This is a genomic window from Sphingomonas sp. IC4-52, assembly GCF_020707225.1.
GTDB lineage: Bacteria > Pseudomonadota > Alphaproteobacteria > Sphingomonadales > Sphingomonadaceae > Sphingomonas.
Genome location: NZ_JAJFEU010000008.1, coordinates 86,036 through 101,934 on the forward strand (window position 1 = coordinate 86,036; position 15,899 = coordinate 101,934).

Consider the following 15,899-nt stretch of genomic DNA (forward strand, 5'->3'; position numbering starts at 1 on the left):
GCGTGCCGGCTCGCGCGAAACCTAAGCCGAGTGTTTCAGCAAGATCAATGGAAGTCATGGCTGCGGATCGGAATCACGTCCTCCGGCCGGTCGCGATAATGATAATCCGTGCGGTTGCGCGGCTTCCACCCCGCGTCGCCGCGGTCGGGGGCGCCGGGGTGGGTCGCACCGTCGCCGCGGGCAACGAGGCTCGGTAGTTTCAGGTGGGGAAGGTCGATTTCCCCCACCTCGCGCAGCATCCAGGTGAGATCGGTGATGAGGTCGGCGACGACGTGGATCACGATCCCTTCCTTCTGCACGCGACCGCGGATGCTGACCATGGCAGAGGACATGACGGTGCGGCGCTGCGCCTCGAACCGGTCCGGCCACAATATGCCGTTGGCGACGCCGGTCTCGTCCTCGATGGTGATGAACAAGACGCCCTTGGCGCTGCCCGGCCGCTGGCGGACGAGGATGATGCCGGCGACGTCGATCAGCGAGCCTTCCTTGATCGTCTTCAGTTCCTCGCAGCGGACGCAGCGCCGTTCACGCAAGCGATCGCGCAGGAAGGTGAGCGGGTGCTGGCGCAGCGTGAGTTGCGTGGCGCGATAATCCTCCACCACCTCGCGCCCCGCGGTGAGCGCCCGCAGGTGGACAGGATCCTCCTTCGTCTCGATCGCGGCGAGTAGCGGGAGCGGCGTATCGCCAAGGCCGCGGATTGCCCACAGCGCCTGGCGCCGGTCGAGCCCCATGCCGGCAAAGGCATCGGCCTTGGCCAGCTTCTCCAGCGCGGCGAGCGGTACGCCAGAGCGGCGCCATACATCCTCCACGGAGGTGAAGGGGCGGACGGCGCGAGCGGTGAGGATCTTGCCGGCATCGGCGGCGGAAAGCCCGTGGACGATGCGCAGGCCGAGGCGGAGCGGCTTTCGCGCCCTCCGATCCTCCAGCAGCGTCGTGTCCCATTCGCTGGCCATGATGCATACCGGCCGGATCTCGACACCATGCGCGCGGGCGTCGCGGACGATCTGCGCCGGGGCGTAGAAACCCATCGGCTGGGCGTTGAGCAATGCCGCGCAGAACACGTCGGGATGATGGCATTTCATCCATGACGAGGCATAGGCGATCTTGGCGAAACTGGCCGCGTGGCTTTCGGGAAAGCCGTAGCTGCCGAACCCCTCAATCTGCTTCACCAGCCGTTCGGCGAAAGCCTGCGAGATGCCGTTGGCGCGCATCCCCGCGATCAGCTTCTCGCGGAACTCGCCCACCCCGCCGGTCATCTTGAACGTCGCCATCGCGCGGCGCAGCAAGTCGGCCTCGCCTGGGGTGAAGCCGGCGCCGATGATCGCGACCTGCATCGCCTGTTCCTGGAACAAGGGCACGCCAAGTGTCTTCTGCAGCACCGCTTTCAAGGCCTCATTGGGGTATTCGACCAGTTCCTTGCCTTCACGGCGCTTCAGATACGGATGCACCATGTCGCCCTGGATGGGGCCGGGACGAACGATCGCGACCTGGATGGCGATGTCGTAGAAATTTTTCGGCTTCATTCGCGGCAGCATGCTCATCTGCGCGCGGCTCTCGATCTGGAACACGCCGAGCGTATCGGCCTGGCGGATCATCTCGAACGTCGGTTCATCGTCGTCCTGCAAGGGATCGCTGGCCATCGTCATCGCGATGCCCTTGTGCTGGCCGAGCAGATCAAACGCGCGGCGCATGCACCCGAGCATGCCGAGGCCAAGGATATCGACCTTCATGAAGCCGAGATGCTCGATATCCTCCTTTTCCCATTCGATGACGTGGCGATCGACCATCGCGGCGGGCTCGATCGGTACGAGATCGTGCAGCGGATCGCGCGTCAGGACGAAGCCGCCGGGGTGCTGTGACAAATGGCGCGGCGTGCCGATCAGCTCCTTGGCAAGTTGCAGCGCGAGCGCGAGGCGCGGTTCGCCGGCGTCGAGATTGAGCGCCTGTACGTGGCTGTCGGGCACGCCTTCGTTCGACCAGCCCCATACCTGGCCAGCGAGCGCTGAGGTCATGTCCTCGGGCAGGCCGAGTACCTTGCCGACTTCGCGGATCGCGCCGCGGGTGCGGAAGCGGCTGACCACCGCGGTCAGCGCGGCATGATCACGGCCATAGGTTTCGTAGATCCACTGGATCACTTCCTCGCGCCGCTCATGCTCGAAATCGATGTCGATATCGGGCGGCTCGCGGCGTTCCTCCGAGACGAAGCGCTCGAAAAGGAGCTGGTGCTTGATCGGATCGATCGAGGTGATGCCGAGGACGAAGCAGATCACCGAATTGGCCGCCGAGCCGCGCCCCTGGCACAGGATATCGATCGAGCGCGCGTAGCTGACGATCGAGTTTACGGTTAGGAAATAGGGCGCGTAGCCCGTCTTCGCGACGAGCGAGAGTTCGTGATCGAGCTGCCTGGTATAGGGCTCCGGCGGTTGGCCGTCGAAGCGGTTGGCGAGGGCGTTGCGCGACAGGCGTTCCAGCGCCTCCTGCGCAGTGCGGCCGGACATGATGATCTCGTCGGGATATTGATAGTCGAGATCGCGCAGCGAGAAGGTGCAGCGTTCGACGATCGCCTCGACCGCGGCGAGCGCTTGGGGGTAAGCGGCGAAGCGGCGCGCCATTTCCTCCGGAGGCTGGAGATGGCGATCGGCGTGGCGCTCGCGGCGAAAGCCCAGTTCGTCGATCGTGCATTTTTCGCGGATCGCGGTGATGACGTCCTGCAGCATCCGACGATCGGGCTCGTGATAGAGCACGTCCCCGGTGGCGAGCGGCGCCAGGCCGTACGCGGTGGCGGCGGAGGCCGTTTCGGCGAAGCGCCGCCGCTCCCCAGGGCGGCGCCAGGGGGTGAGGCAGATGTGGCCGCGCTTGCCGAAGATGTCGGCTGTGGCGGCGAGCGCATCGGGCGCTGCACCGCTGCGGCCCGGCACCAGCGCGGCGACGAGGCCGTCGGCGTAAGCGGCGACATCCTCCCAATGGAGGAAGCAGTGGCCCTTTTCGCCGCGTTGTGCGTCCGCGCGGGACTTGCCGAGCGTGAGCAGGCGGGTGAGCCGGCTCCAGGCGGCGCGGTCCTCCGGCCAGACGAGCAGGGATTCGCCGGTGACAAGATCGAGCCGGCAGCCGGGGATGGAGCGGATCTCCAGCCCCTGATCCTTGCGCACCTCTTCGGTGGCGTAGAGCGCGCGAACCACGCCGGCGACCGAGTTGCGATCGGTGATGCCGAGCGCCGGCATCCCCATCAGCGCGGCGGTGGCGAACAGTTCCTCACAGGAGGACGCACCGCGCAGGAACGAGAAGTGCGTGGTGACCTGAAGCTCGCTGTACGTCATGCGGCACCATGCGGATCACGCAAAGGTGCCATGGATGTACCAGCTGAGATCGCCGGTCTCCGCGCGGACGCCATCGCCGCGGCGGAACAGCCAGAAACGGTGGCCCTGATCGTCCTCGACGCGGAAATAATCGCGCACCCCGGCCCGCTCGCCCGCGTGGCGCCACCATTCGCCGGTGATCCGTTCGGGCCCGTCGGAATGGGTGATGCGGTGCGGACGGCCGCGCCAGGTGAAGCGGCGAGGCGCATGATCGGGCATTTCGGCAATGACGTGATCGATCGGCTCGGGACGGCGCAGCAGCCGGGCGGGGCGCGGCCAGCGCGGGTGCCAGGCATGATCGGGCGTGCGGCCATCGAGCTGGCGCACGTCGTCGCGCTTCAGGCGGGTGGCAGCGGTGGTGGGAGGATCGAGTGGTGGCAGCGGGGCGACCGAACGTTCGGGCACGTCGCTTTCAATCGGTTGATGCCGCCACAGGCGCGCGGGGCCGATACGGTTGACGAGCGTATCGACCAGCGGGGCGAGATCGGGCGCCTGCTGCTCCGCGAGCGCCGCGCCCAGCGTCTCGGGGCCGAGCGGATCGGCGCGAACGAGGTGAAGCGTCAGCGCGTCGAGGCCGTAGCCGACGTCGATCTCCTCGATGCGGCGGACGATGAGGCGCAGCAGGTGCGAGGGTTCGCGGCTGGCCCGGGCAAGGCCGATGCGGATCACCTGATCGGTCGAATCGACACGCGCGGCGACGAAGGCGAGCGCGCGGGCGCCGACGCCGGCCTTGGCCAGTGCCCCCGCCAGATCATCGACGAGGCCGGCGAGCCAGTGGCCGATCGCATCGGCGGTGGCGATCGGTTCGGCGAAACGGCGGGTGACGGCGATCGGCTGCACCGGGATGATCGGGTCGATCGGCTCGGACAGGGCGCCGGTCGCTTGATCGAGCCGCTGCGCGATTGACTTGCCGAAGCGGCGGACGAGCGGCGCGCGGGGCATCGCCATGAGCTCGCCGATCGTGTCGACGCCAAGCCGGGCGAGCAACTCGCGGGCGCTATCCTCCAGGCGCAGCGCGGTGACCGGCAGCGGCTCGAGCGCGGCGACGTGCGCGCCGGGCGGGATGATCGCGGCGGGCGCAGCCTGACGCGCAAAGGCCCAGGCAGCGCCGGCGGTGTCGGCGATCGCCAGCTGCGCGGTGATGCCGAGCCGGGCGAGCAGGCGCAGCAGGCGGCGGGCCATGGCTTCCTCGCCGCCGTGGAGGTGGGCGGTGCCGCTGATCTCGAGGAACAGGCCGTCGCTGCCCGACAGCGCGACGACCGGGCACCAGCGGCGGGCGAGCGCGGTGGCGAGGCGCTGCAGATCGGCGAGGTCGCCGGCGGCATCCGCGTCGCGCACGTCGATGTCGGGCACGGCGGCGCGTGCCTGGGTCAGCGCCATGCCGGGCGTGAGGCCGAGCGCGCGGGCTTCGGGCGAGGCGGCGGCGATTTCGATGCGGCTGCCCACCTTGTGCACGGTGATGAGGGGGGCGCAAACTTCTCGAACATTGCGCGTGTGGGGTTGGCGCGGGGCATGTTGGAGATTGCTGGCGCGGGCGACGGTGTTGGCGAGGGTGCGGCCGGTGTCGAAAAAGGGCGCGACGCCGGGAACCCGTGCGCCGGCGTCGTTGGAGCCGCAGCGGGCGTATTTGTCGGGGTGGGGCCCTTCGCCGGGATAACGGACGCTGGGCATGGCGTTCCACCGCGCGAGCGCGGCGGCGGCGCGATCGTCGGCGTTGGGATCGAGGCCGTCGAAGCCGCGCCAGCGGGTGTTGGGCACATCCTCGGGATCGGGACGCACGGGTAGCATCGTCGGGACGGGACGCGCGCCTTCGTCGGGCGGCATGGCGCGGAAGGGATGATCGGCGGCCTCGCTGCGACGGCCCATTTCGCGCATCGGCGGACGCTGGTGGGCGGGCATGGCTTCCACCTGGCGCGCGACATCGGCGCGCGTCGATTGCGACCAGGGCTTTTCGGCCGGGGCAGCCGCATCGCTGCGCGCCCAGCGGGCGCCGGGGCGCCAGCCGGTGTTCTTCGGCGCGTCGCATTGCAGCACCTGTTCCTCGGCCACCGCCGCCGTGAGCGGCGCGAGATCGAGCGTAGTGCCCGGTTCAGGCCGCGGCGTTGGTGCGCGGCGACGCTCGGCCCGACGCACGCGATCGATCGCCCAGTGCGGCAGGTAGAGCGAGACGACCCGTGTCATCGCAGGCCTCCAGCAAAGTGTCGAAAGGTTCGCCGCCGCGTTGCCGCACCAGCGAGACGGCCCAGCGCGGGCGGCCCATGCTGCCGCAGCGCAGAGGAACGGAGGGAGCGGAAGCGATCCGCCAGCGGGTGAGCGCGGCGGAGGGCGGGGCCAGCGGATCGGCATCCTCGCGCGGATGACGGCGCAGGAGGAGAGCGATCGTGCGGCCCCCCTCCGCCGCGAGTTGCAGCCGGCGGGTGGCGGGCATGGCGGCACGCTTCACCTCGCCGATCACTGCGCCAAGGCCGCGGTGGCGCAGCCCTTCCTCCATCAGCGCGAGCAATTCGGCATCGTCGCGCGCCTCGGCATAAAGGACGCGTTCGGGGGAGAGGCCGGCCTGGTAAAGGCCGGGGGCGAACAGGTCGCGTCGGCGCACCACCCACAGGATCGGCCCCCAGGCGCGCGCGGCGATCCCGGCCATGAACAAGGTGGCGGCGGCATCGTCGCCCAGGTTGGCAGTGCCGGCGGCGACTTCATGCAACGCGTCGAGTCGCAGCCCGCCATCGGCCAGTCGCGAATCGATTGACGCGATGCCGAACGGCAGTGTTTCGCGTCTCCGGTATCCATCGCCCTCGATGGCCCGAAGCGTCTCGCGCAGCTCGGCAATGACGGCAGGGGACGACACGTTTTCGACTCACTTGCTACGAATGTTCCTATTTTGTTCCAACGCTCGAGAGAGTCAATCGTTCATCGTACTTGCCGCGTTCAGCGGCTGTGATGCTTCGTTAACAGACCCCGCCGGGCGGCAGGAATGATCGCCCTCTGCCTGGCGCGGGTTTATGCAGAAGCACGCCCTTATCTAGCAAGTGTCTGTATCTTCACGGTTCCACTGCGTCGGCCCTGGTGGAACGCGCGCCCAAATCGTTGCAGCTGAAACGACCTCTTTCCCGATCTGTTGAAATTTTATAACAAGGCCCCAGCAACGCGTTCGTGCGTTTTGCCCCACGCGTTTGACACCGGAGAGATCATGGCGGACGCCGCCCGCAGCAATTTGCCCCCGCTCGCGCTGCATGTGCCCGAGCCCAAGTTCCGACCAGGCGACACGGTGGATTTCGCGGACGTCGATGTTCCCGCGGCAGGATCCGTGCGCCGACCCGATACGGCCGAGGACCCGCGCGCCTTCACCGACCTCGTCTACACGATGGTGCGGGTGCTGGACGAGAACAACCAGGCCGTCGGCCCATGGGACCCCAAGCTGTCACCCGACACGCTACGGCGCATGCTGCGCCACATGGCGACGGTGCGCGCGTTCGACGAACGCATGTTCCGCGCGCAGCGCCAGGGCAAGACGAGCTTCTACATGAAGTCGCTGGGCGAGGAGGCGGTGGCAGTGCCGCAGGCCTATGCGCTGGACGCCGACGACATGTGCTTCCCGTCGTATCGCCAGCAGGGCCTGCTGATCGCGCGCGGCTGCCCGCTGGTCGACATGATGAACCAGATCTATTCGAACACCGGCGACAAGCTGCAGGGCAAGCAGCTGCCGATCATGTATTCGGAGAAGCGCTTCAGCTTCTTCTCGATCTCGGGCAATCTGACGACGCAATATCCGCAGGCGGTAGGCTGGGCGATGGCGTCCGCATCGAAGGGCGACACGCGCATTGCCGCCACCTGGTGCGGCGAGGGATCGACCGCGGAGGGCGACTTCCACTCCGCGCTGACCTTTGCCACCGTCTATCGCGCGCCGGTGATCTTCAACGTCGTGAACAACCAATGGGCGATTTCGAGCTTTTCCGGCTTTGCCGGGGCGGAGGCGACGACCTTTGCCGCGCGCGCCGTGGGCTATGGCATCGCTGGCTTGCGCGTCGACGGCAATGACGCGCTGGCCGTCTATGCCGCCACGCAATGGGCGGCGGAGCGGGCGCGGACCAACCAGGGCCCGACGCTGATCGAGCATTTCACCTATCGCGCCGAGGGCCATTCGACCTCCGACGATCCCTCGCAATATCGCAGCGCGGGCGAGCCGACCGCATGGCCGCTGGGCGACCCGATCCGGCGGCTGAAGGATCACCTGATCGCCATCGGCGAATGGGACGAGGAACGCCACGCCGCGATGGACAAGGAGGTCGCCGACGAGGTGAAGGCCGCGCAGAAGGAGGCCGAGAAGAACGGCATCCTGGGCCACGGCCTGCACCAGCCGCTCGACACGCTGTTCGACGGCGTGTTCGAGGAGATGCCGTGGCATTTGCGCGAACAGCAGGCGCAGATGATCGCCGAGGAAGAGGAAAGCGGGCGGCCATGGGCGCGCAAGTGAGCCTCTCCTTTGTCGACGCCCCGGATCTGATCCGGGACCCCGCTTCTTTTCTCCCGCTCCAAGAAAGCGGGACCCCGGCTCAGGGCCGGGGTGACGGTGACATGCTATGACCGACACGCAGATCGAACCCACACAGGCTGAAGCAGCCGGAGCCGAAGATGGCGCCGACGCCACCCAGCGCATGAACATGATCCAGGCGATCAATTCCGCCATGGACGTGATGATGGCGCGCGATCCGGGCGTCGTCGTGATGGGCGAGGATGTCGGCTATTTCGGCGGCGTGTTCCGCGCCACCGCGGGCTTGCAGGCGAAATACGGCAAGACGCGCGTGTTCGACACGCCGATCACCGAAATCGGCATCATCGGCGTCGCGATCGGCATGGGTGCCTATGGCCTGCGGCCCGTGCCCGAGATCCAGTTCGCCGATTACATCTATCCCGCGCTCGACCAGCTGGTGAGCGAGGCGGCGAGGTTGCGTTATCGTTCGGGCGGGGAATTCACCGCGCCGATCACGGTGCGATCGCCGTTCGGCGGCGGCATCTTCGGCGGGCAGACGCACTCGCAGAGCCCGGAAGGCATCTTCACCCACGTATCGGGCCTGAAGACGGTGATTCCGTCGACACCCTATGACGCCAAGGGCCTGCTGATCTCCGCGATCGAGGACAATGATCCGGTGATCTTCTTCGAACCCAAGCGCATCTACAACGGCCCGTTCAACGGCCATTGGGATCGGCCGGCGGCGAACTGGTCCAAACACCCCGGCGGCGAGGTGCCGAGCGGCTATTACAAGATCCCGATCGGCAAGGCCGCGGTCGTCCGCAAGGGCGAGGCAGTGACGATGCTGGCCTATGGCACGATGGTGCACGTGTGCGCGCAGGTGGTGGAGGATACCGGCATCGACGCCGAGATCATCGACCTGCGCAGCCTGGTGCCACTCGACATCGAGACTATCGAGGAGAGCGTGAAGAAGACCGGGCGCTGCCTGATCGTGCACGAGGCGACGCGCACCGGCGGGTTCGGCGCCGAGCTTTCCGCATTGGTGCAGGAGCGCTGTTTCTACCATCTCGAGGCGCCGGTGGAGCGCGTGACGGGTTTCGACACGCCATATCCACACAGCCTGGAATGGGCATATTTCCCGGGCCCCGTGCGCATCGGCATGGCCCTCAAGAAGATTCTGAAGGACTGATCGGCACATGGCGCGTTTTACCTTCAAGCTGCCGGACATCGGCGAAGGCATTGCCGAGGCGGAGATCGTCGGCTGGCATGTCGCGGTCGGTGACCGGGTCGAGGAAGACCAGAACATCGCCGACATGATGACCGACAAGGCGACCGTGGAAATGGAGTCGCCGGTGTCCGGCACGGTGGTCGAGCTGGCCGGCGAAGTCGGCGACCAGATCGCGATCGGCGCGATGCTGGTGGTGATCGAGACTGATGCCGTTGGCGCGGCGGAGCCGGAGGGCGAGGCCGCGGCGGACGTCGAGGAGAAGCTGGGCGGCGCCGACGAGGTCGAGGCGTTCGAGGCCGAGAACCCCGGCGTCGAAGAGGTCGTCGAGCCGGCCCCGGCCGCGCCCGCCCCTGCGCCCCCTGCGCCGGCTGCTGTTGCGCCGGTTGCCGATGTGGCTCCTGCCGCCTCCTCTACGGCTCCTGTTCTTGCCTCGCCGGCGGTGCGGGCGCGGGCCAAGGACCTTGGCGTCGACCTTTCCCAGGTGAAGGTGTCGGAGGGCGATCGCATCCGCCATGCTGACCTCGACGCCTATCTGCGCTACGCCGGCGGGCAGGGCTATCACGCGCCGCACGTCAGCCGGGCGCGGGCAGACGAGCAGGTGAAGGTGATCGGAATGCGTCGCCGCATCGCCGAGAACATGGCCGCATCGAAGCGCCACATCCCGCACTTCACCTATGTCGACGAGATCGACGTGACCGCGCTGGAGGAGATGCGGGCGGACCTGAACGACAATCGCGGCGGCCGGCCGAAGCTGACGATGCTGCCGTTCCTGATCGTCGCGATCTGCCGCACGCTGCCCGACTTTCCGATGCTGAACGCGCGCTATGATGACGAGGCGGGCGTGGTGACTCGGTCCGGCCGGGTGCACATGGGGATTGCCGCGCAGACCGATGCCGGCCTCACGGTGCCGGTGATCCGCGACGCGCAGGACAAGAACGTGTGGCAGCTGGCGACCGAGATCGGGCGCCTGGCGGAAGCGGCGCGCACGCAGAAACTGAAGCCGGAGGAACTGGGCAATGGGACGATCACCGTCACCTCGCTCGGCCCACTCGGCGGCATTGCGACGACTCCGGTGATCAACCGGCCGGAAGTGGCGATCATCGGGCCGAACAAGATCGTCGAGCGGCCCGTCTTCCGGGGTGATGACATCGTACGCGCGAAGCTGATGAACCTGTCGATCAGCTGCGACCATCGCGTGGTCGATGGCTGGGATGCGGCAAGCTACGTCCAGGCGGTGAAGAAGCTGCTCGAGACGCCCGTCCTGCTGTTCGCGGACTGAGGACAATGCTTCCCGCCATTGTCCTGTCGGTGACGATCGCGCGGCCGTGGCGCGAGGTCTATGAGGCGTTCTGGCGCCCGGAGGCCTTCTCGCGCTGGGCGTCGGGGCTCAGCGAGTTCGCGTTACGCGAGGATGGCGATTCGTGGGTGGGTGAGGGCGCGGAGGGCGGTATCCGCGTCTTCTTCACCCCGCACAATGACTATGGCGTGATGGATCATCGGGTGATCCCCGACGGTGGTACGCCGGTCGAGGTGCCGCTGCGCATCATCGCCAATGGCGAGGGCGCGGAGGTTCAGCTGACACTGTTTCGCCAGCCGGGCATGGATGACGAAACGTTCGCGCGCGACCGCCGCTGGATCCGCAAGGACCTGGCGACGCTGAAGGCGCTGGCTGAGCGCGGCTGAGGTCCCGTGATTGCGGCGATACGCCGGGTCAGCGCGCGATCATGGCGGGTCTTGACCGCCTGCTGAGCCCGTCGACGGGCGGGAATGGCGGGAGGCGCAGAGGCCTCCCGGTGGTGACTATACGCGGCGGCCGCTGAAGAGCTGTACCAGGCCGACGATCAGCGCGACGACCAGCAGGATGTGGATCAGGCCGCCAGCGATGTTGAGGCTGAACCCGAGCAGCCACAGGATCACCAGGATGATCGCGATCGTCCACAACATGGCCTTTTCCTTTTCCTTCTCTTTATCTCCGAATTGAACGATAACGCTCGCTCTCCCGTTCCGAGTGGCAGCAACATTTTGCAACATTCCGGCAAACAGGTGATCGTGCGACGGCTAGGGCCAGCAGATGCCGGCGCGATGCGGCGGCTGAATGCGCTGTTTCATGCAGCCTTTGACGGTGCCGCCGACTATGTCGATGCACCGCCGGACAGCGCCTATCTCGCCGCCCAGCTCGCCAAGCCGCACGTCTTCGTGCTGGTGGCCGAACAGGACGGGACGGTGATCGGCGGGCTGGTTGCGTATGTGCTCGACAAGCTCGAGCAGGCGCGGGCCGAGGCGTACATCTATGATCTCGCTGTTGCTGAGTCGCACCGACGAACGGGCGTGGCGACGGCGCTGATCCATGCGCTTCGGCCGATGGTGCGGGAGGCCGGCGCGCATGTGATGTTCGTCCAGGCCGATTACGGCGACGACCCAGCGGTTGCGCTTTATACCAAATTGGGCACGCGCGAGGACGTGATGCATTTCGATATCGCGGTGCAGGATTCGCGGGGCGAGCGGGCGGCAGGCTCCAGCGCGGAATGAGTATCCTTGCCTAGTGGCGTGCTAAGGGATTGCTCCGGCCGCCGTCTCGTTCTATATCGATTGTGCTTTCTCTTACATCGCCAGATGCAAGGGGTCGCGGGGCAGGGCTCCGCGGCGGCAAAAACCTGTGTGTATATGGAGCCCCAATGGCGGATATTACCGCGCTGACCCAGATGATCGAGACCGAGGCGAAGGCACTCGGATTCGACCTCGTGCGTGTCGCGCTGTTCGGCAAGGGAGACGACCGCACGCTGCAGGTGATGGCGGAGCGGCCCGATACGCGGCAGCTGACGATCGACGATTGCGCCGACCTGTCGCGCCGCATTTCCGACGTGCTCGACGCGCTGGAGGAAGAAGGGCGCGACCCGATCGAGGGCGCCTATCGGCTGGAAGTGTCGAGCCCCGGCATCGACCGGCCGCTGACCCGCCTGTCGGATTACACTGACTGGGCCGGGCATGAGGCGAAGCTGACGCTGGACGCGCCGCTCGATGGGCAGAAGCAGTTTCGTGGCGAGATCGTCGCGGTTGAGGGCGAGGAGATCGCCATCCGCAACCGCACCGGTACCGTCGCCCATGTTCCCTTCGGTCGGATCGTCGATGCGAAGCTGGTGCTGACGGACAAATTGATCGCTGCAACCGTCCCGCTCTCGCAAGAGGGCGCGGAAGAAGAAGAAATCGAAGCAGAGGAAACCGAGTAATGGCTACCGGCGTCACCGCGAACCGTGCGGAACTGATCGCGATCGCCAACAGCGTCGCCAGCGAGAAGATGATCGACAAGGCGATCGTCATCGAGGCGATGGAGGATGCGATCCAGCGTGCGGCGCGTACCCGCTACGGCCAGGAAATGGACATCCGCGCGAAGCTGGACCCCAACAACGGTGACCTTCGCCTGTGGCGCGTCGTCGAGGTGGTCGAGCAGGTCGACGACATCTACAAGCAGGTCGACGTCAACGGTGCGCAGAAGCTGCAGAAGGGTGCCACCGTCGGCGACTTCCTGGTCGATCCGCTGCCCCCGATCGAATTCGGCCGAATCCAGGCGCAGGCCGCCAAGCAGACCATCTTCCAGAAGGTCCGCGATGCCGAGCGCGAGCGCCAGTATGAGGAATTCAAGGACCGCGCCGGCGAGATCATCACCGGCGTCGTGAAGCGCGTCGAGTTCGGCCACATCGTCGTCGACCTGGGCCGTGCCGAGGGCGTGATCCGCCGCGACCAGCAGATCCCGCGCGAAGTGGTGCGCGTGAACGACCGCATCCGCTCGCTGATCCTGAAGGTGGTGCGCGAGAACCGCGGGCCGCAGATCTTCCTGAGCCGCGCACATCCCGACTTCATGAAGAAGCTGTTCGCGCAGGAAGTGCCGGAGATCTACGACGGCATCATCGAGATCAAGGCTGCCGCCCGCGACCCGGGCAGCCGTGCGAAGATCGGCGTCATCAGCCATGATTCCTCGATTGACCCGGTCGGCGCCTGCGTCGGCATGAAGGGCAGCCGCGTCCAGGCCGTCGTGCAGGAAATGCAGGGCGAGAAGATCGACATCATCCCCTGGTCGCCAGACACGGCAACCTTTGTCGTCAACGCCCTGCAGCCGGCGAACGTCAGCCGCGTGCTGATTGACGAGGAAGAGGATCGCATCGAAGTGGTCGTTCCGGACGATCAGCTGAGCCTCGCCATCGGCCGTCGTGGCCAGAATGTCCGCCTTGCGTCGCAGCTGACGGCGAAGGCGATCGACATCATGACCGAGACCGACTCGAGCGAGAAGCGCCAGCAGGAGTTCGTGCAGCGGTCCGAGATGTTCCAGAACGAGCTGGACGTGGACGAGACGCTGGCACAGCTGCTGGTGGCCGAAGGCTTCACCGAGCTGGAAGAAGTCGCCTATGTCGAGCTGGACGAGCTGGCAGCGATCGAAGGCTTCGACGACGAGCTGGCCCAGGAGCTGCAGAGCCGTGCGGCCGAGGCGATCGATCGCCGCGAGCAGGCGAACCGCGACGAGCGCCGTTCGCTGGGGGTCGAGGACGCGCTGGCCGAGCTGCCGCACCTGACCGAGGCGATGCTGGTCACGCTGGGCAAGGCTGGCATCAAGACGCTGGACGATGTTGCCGATCTCGCGACCGACGAACTGATCGAGAAGAAGCGCGCCGAGCCGCGTCGCCGCAACGAGGACGCGCCGCGCCGGCCGGAGCACAAGGGCGGCGTGCTGGGCGAATATGGCCTGACCGAGGAGCAGGGTAACGAGATCATCATGGCCGCCCGTGCCCACTGGTTCGCCGATGAAGAAGGCGGCGAGGCTGAGCAGACGGCGGAGGACGCACAGGCCTGATGCCGTTCGTTTCGATCAGGATCGCGGGCTCCGCTTCCAAGGAGCAGAAGGCGGGGATCGTGGCTGACGTCACGTCCTCGCTGGTAACGCGGCTGGGCAAGTCCCCGGCCGCGGTGCAGGTCGTGATCGAGGAGGTCTCCCTCGACAATTATGGCGCCGGCGGTGTGTTGATCGCAGATCGCGATGCGCCGAAGGTGCTGCCTAGCGAGGGAGACGCGCATGCGGGTTCCTCGCAATGATCGGCTAGCGTCGCTTCGACAGCTTGGGGTTTGCTCGCCGGGCGGGGCGGCTCGCGGCGGGGCGCGCGTGCGTCGTCGCGGTGGCCGTGTGTCGGGCGCAGCGGTGTCTTGCTGCCAAAATACCGGCCCTGTGCCGGCATCCACGCATCCCCACATTCGGCAGAAGGTAAGTATCCGAACGGCTGGTGAAGCCGGCACACGTGTCGTCGCGATGCTGGATCAAGCGCCCAATCAGATTGGACGTCACGCTAATGGACAGCGTGCCGCAGCGATCACGCGCCAGGATGTCGGCGCACGATTGCCGCTCCTTCATATCGTGGGGACTGCGGGGGACTGGACACCGGGACAATTCCGGCATGACGGAGGTGTTTGTGGCTGATCCCACGCGCACTTGCATCCTTTCCCGCGAGGATGCGCCACGCGATGGCTTGATCCGTCTGGTGCTGGCGCCCGACGGTCGAGTGCTGCCCGACGTGCGGGCGAAGGCGCCCGGACGCGGCGCGTGGATCGGCGTCGGTGCGGCCGAGCTTGCCAAGGCGCAGGCGAAAGGCAAGCTGCGCGGCGCCTTGGCGCGTGCGTTCAAAACCGGGGAGTTCACCGTTCCCGACGATCTGCCCGCGCTGATTGCCTCGGCACTCGAACGCAATGCGCTCGACCGACTGGGGCTGGAGGCGCGCGCCGGCACCGTGCTGACCGGTTCGGACCGGATCGAGGAAGCAGCGCGCTCGGGCCGTCTCCACGCGCTCTACCATGCGGCAGATGCCGCCGAGGACGGTCGGCGCAAGCTGGCCCAGGCGTGGCGCGTCGGATCGGACCGCGAAGGGAGTGATTTGGGGGGCTTGGTTCTGCCGATCCCACGCCCCATATTGTCGATGGCGCTGGGCCGCGAAAACGTGGTACATATCGGCGTCACCGACCGCATGGCGGCTGGCAGGTTGGGCGAAGCGCTCGATCGCTGGCGGCGCTTTATCGGCCCCGACCCTGAAGGAGCCCATCAAGGCGATGCTTTGATGGACGACCTGATTGCCGCACCTTGCGCAACGGCCGCGCAAGGCGCATCGGCGCCCGATCTTTCCGGGCACGAACCGGCCGTGACGACACACGAGGATTTTGAGTGAGCGAGACCGATAACGATAAGCCGAAACTTGGCATGCGCGCACCATTGGGTGTTCGGCGCACGGTCGAGACCGGCAAGGTGAAGCAGAGCTTCAGCCACGGCCGCTCCAATACGGTGATCGTGGAAACCAAGAAGGCGCGCACGTTCCGCAAGCCGGGTGAAGCGCCCGAGCCGACCGCTGCGCCCACCCCGGCGGAGGCGCCCGCGCCTGCTGCCCCGGTGCAGCGCCAGGCGCCGCCGCCGGCGCCGCCCTCGCGCGCGCCGTCCAACGAGACGCCGCAGGAGCGCGTGGCCCGACTCGCCCGTGAGGCGGAGGAGCAGCGCATGCAGGCGCTGGAGGAACTGCGCCGTCGCGAAGAGGCGGAGCGCGCTCGCGCCGCCGAGGACGAGAAGCGTCGTGCAGAAGAACGCGCCGCGGCAGCAGCTGCCGAGGCGGCCGCGCCGGAGCCCGCTCCTGCGCCTGAGCCGGTTGCTGAGCCGGCAGCGGAAGCGCCGGTCGCTGAGGCCGCGCCAGCGGCACCGCCGCTGACGGTGCCGACCGGTGCCCCGATCATGTTCCGTCCGGTGGTGTCGACGCCGGCGCCTGCCTCGGCGCCTGAGCCTGAGGCGCCTGCAGCGCCCGCGGCGCAGGCTCCGGCTGCGCCGGCG

The 15,899-nt window shown here is 67.3% G+C and carries 14 protein-coding genes; 10 read left to right on the plus strand and 4 right to left on the minus strand.

The features are described from left to right. Positions 1-44: 44 nt before the first annotated feature. From LK535_RS16120 to LK535_RS16130, 3 genes are read right to left on the minus strand one after another with little or no spacing between them, the layout of a single operon-like run. Positions 45-3,317: an error-prone DNA polymerase gene (locus LK535_RS16120; RefSeq protein WP_227772947.1), complete on the minus strand. Its 3,273-nt coding sequence runs from the start codon at positions 3,315-3,317 to the stop codon at positions 45-47. Between the two features lie 15 nt (positions 3,318-3,332). Continuing rightward, positions 3,333-5,537, minus strand: coding sequence for a DNA polymerase Y family protein (locus tag LK535_RS16125; protein WP_227772948.1), 2,205 nt, complete (start codon positions 5,535-5,537; stop codon positions 3,333-3,335). Continuing rightward, positions 5,446-6,201: an ImuA family protein gene (locus LK535_RS16130; RefSeq protein ID WP_227772949.1), complete on the minus strand. Its 756-nt coding sequence runs from the start codon at positions 6,199-6,201 to the stop codon at positions 5,446-5,448. Before LK535_RS16130 ends, LK535_RS16125 begins: the two co-directional genes overlap by 92 nt. 342 nt (positions 6,202-6,543) lie before the next feature. Here LK535_RS16130 and LK535_RS16135 point away from each other — a divergent pair, with 342 nt between their 5' ends. The 4 genes from LK535_RS16135 to LK535_RS16150 all read left to right on the plus strand — a co-directional run bounded on the left by LK535_RS16135 (position 6,544) and on the right by LK535_RS16150 (position 10,735). Next, positions 6,544-7,827, plus strand: a complete 1,284-nt coding sequence (locus LK535_RS16135; protein WP_227772950.1) for a 3-methyl-2-oxobutanoate dehydrogenase (2-methylpropanoyl-transferring) subunit alpha — start codon at positions 6,544-6,546, stop codon at positions 7,825-7,827. 181 nt (positions 7,828-8,008) lie between these two features. Continuing rightward, positions 8,009-9,013, plus strand: a complete 1,005-nt coding sequence (locus tag LK535_RS16140; RefSeq protein ID WP_227772965.1) for an alpha-ketoacid dehydrogenase subunit beta — start codon at positions 8,009-8,011, stop codon at positions 9,011-9,013. A gap of 7 nt (positions 9,014-9,020) precedes the next feature. Further along, entirely contained in the window at positions 9,021-10,331 is a 1,311-nt protein-coding gene (locus LK535_RS16145; protein WP_227772951.1) for a dihydrolipoamide acetyltransferase family protein, read from the plus strand. 5 nt (positions 10,332-10,336) lie between these two features. Next, the gene (locus tag LK535_RS16150) at positions 10,337-10,735 is read left to right on the plus strand and encodes a polyketide cyclase (protein WP_227772952.1); all 399 of its coding nucleotides are present in this window, start codon (positions 10,337-10,339) and stop codon (positions 10,733-10,735) included. A 117-nt stretch (positions 10,736-10,852) separates the two neighbouring features. On the opposite strand, the gene LK535_RS16155 is transcribed toward LK535_RS16150, so the two are convergent. After that, positions 10,853-10,996 carry a lmo0937 family membrane protein gene (locus tag LK535_RS16155; RefSeq protein WP_227772953.1) on the minus strand — a complete coding sequence of 48 codons (144 nt, stop codon included), beginning with the start codon at positions 10,994-10,996 and terminating at the stop codon, positions 10,853-10,855. Between the two features lie 99 nt (positions 10,997-11,095). On the opposite strand from LK535_RS16155, the gene LK535_RS16160 reads away from it, so the two are divergent. From LK535_RS16160 to LK535_RS16185, 6 genes are all read left to right on the plus strand, one after another. Next, entirely contained in the window at positions 11,096-11,581 is a 486-nt protein-coding gene (locus LK535_RS16160; RefSeq protein ID WP_227772966.1) for an AAC(3)-I family aminoglycoside N-acetyltransferase, read from the plus strand. 146 nt (positions 11,582-11,727) lie between these two features. Next, positions 11,728-12,279 (plus strand): ribosome maturation protein RimP, encoded by a 552-nt coding sequence (gene rimP / locus LK535_RS16165; RefSeq protein WP_227772954.1) that lies wholly within the window; start codon positions 11,728-11,730, stop codon positions 12,277-12,279. Continuing rightward, on the plus strand, positions 12,279-13,895 hold the full coding sequence (gene nusA, locus LK535_RS16170; RefSeq protein WP_227772955.1) for a transcription termination factor NusA: 1,617 nt from the start codon (positions 12,279-12,281) through the stop codon (positions 13,893-13,895). Before rimP ends, nusA begins: the two co-directional genes overlap by 1 nt. Beyond that, entirely contained in the window at positions 13,895-14,134 is a 240-nt protein-coding gene (locus LK535_RS16175) for a tautomerase family protein (RefSeq protein WP_227772956.1), read from the plus strand. Before nusA ends, LK535_RS16175 begins: the two co-directional genes overlap by 1 nt. A 371-nt stretch (positions 14,135-14,505) precedes the next feature. Then, on the plus strand, positions 14,506-15,252 hold the full coding sequence (locus LK535_RS16180) for a DUF448 domain-containing protein (RefSeq protein ID WP_227772957.1): 747 nt from the start codon (positions 14,506-14,508) through the stop codon (positions 15,250-15,252). Next, the coding region (locus LK535_RS16185; protein WP_227772958.1) for a translation initiation factor IF-2 associated domain-containing protein at positions 15,249-15,899 on the plus strand (651 nt) is incomplete at its 3' end. The genes LK535_RS16180 and LK535_RS16185, both read left to right, overlap by 4 nt.

Excerpts from the sequence above, each read along its gene's own strand:
- rimP (WP_227772954.1), top strand. The coding sequence starts at position 11,728 with ATGGCGGATATTACCGCGCTGACCCAGATGATCGAGACCGAGGCGAAG.
- LK535_RS16175 (WP_227772956.1), top strand. The coding sequence starts at position 13,895 with ATGCCGTTCGTTTCGATCAGGATCGCGGGCTCCGCTTCCAAGGAGCAG.
- LK535_RS16120 (WP_227772947.1), bottom strand. The coding sequence starts at position 3,317 with ATGACGTACAGCGAGCTTCAGGTCACCACGCACTTCTCGTTCCTGCGC.
- LK535_RS16140 (WP_227772965.1), top strand. The coding sequence starts at position 8,009 with ATGAACATGATCCAGGCGATCAATTCCGCCATGGACGTGATGATGGCG.
- nusA (WP_227772955.1), top strand. The coding sequence starts at position 12,279 with ATGGCTACCGGCGTCACCGCGAACCGTGCGGAACTGATCGCGATCGCC.
- LK535_RS16155 (WP_227772953.1), bottom strand. The coding sequence starts at position 10,996 with ATGTTGTGGACGATCGCGATCATCCTGGTGATCCTGTGGCTGCTCGGG.
- LK535_RS16145 (WP_227772951.1), top strand. The coding sequence starts at position 9,021 with ATGGCGCGTTTTACCTTCAAGCTGCCGGACATCGGCGAAGGCATTGCC.
- LK535_RS16125 (WP_227772948.1), bottom strand. The coding sequence starts at position 5,537 with ATGACACGGGTCGTCTCGCTCTACCTGCCGCACTGGGCGATCGATCGC.
- LK535_RS16150 (WP_227772952.1), top strand. The coding sequence starts at position 10,337 with ATGCTTCCCGCCATTGTCCTGTCGGTGACGATCGCGCGGCCGTGGCGC.
- LK535_RS16135 (WP_227772950.1), top strand. The coding sequence starts at position 6,544 with ATGGCGGACGCCGCCCGCAGCAATTTGCCCCCGCTCGCGCTGCATGTG.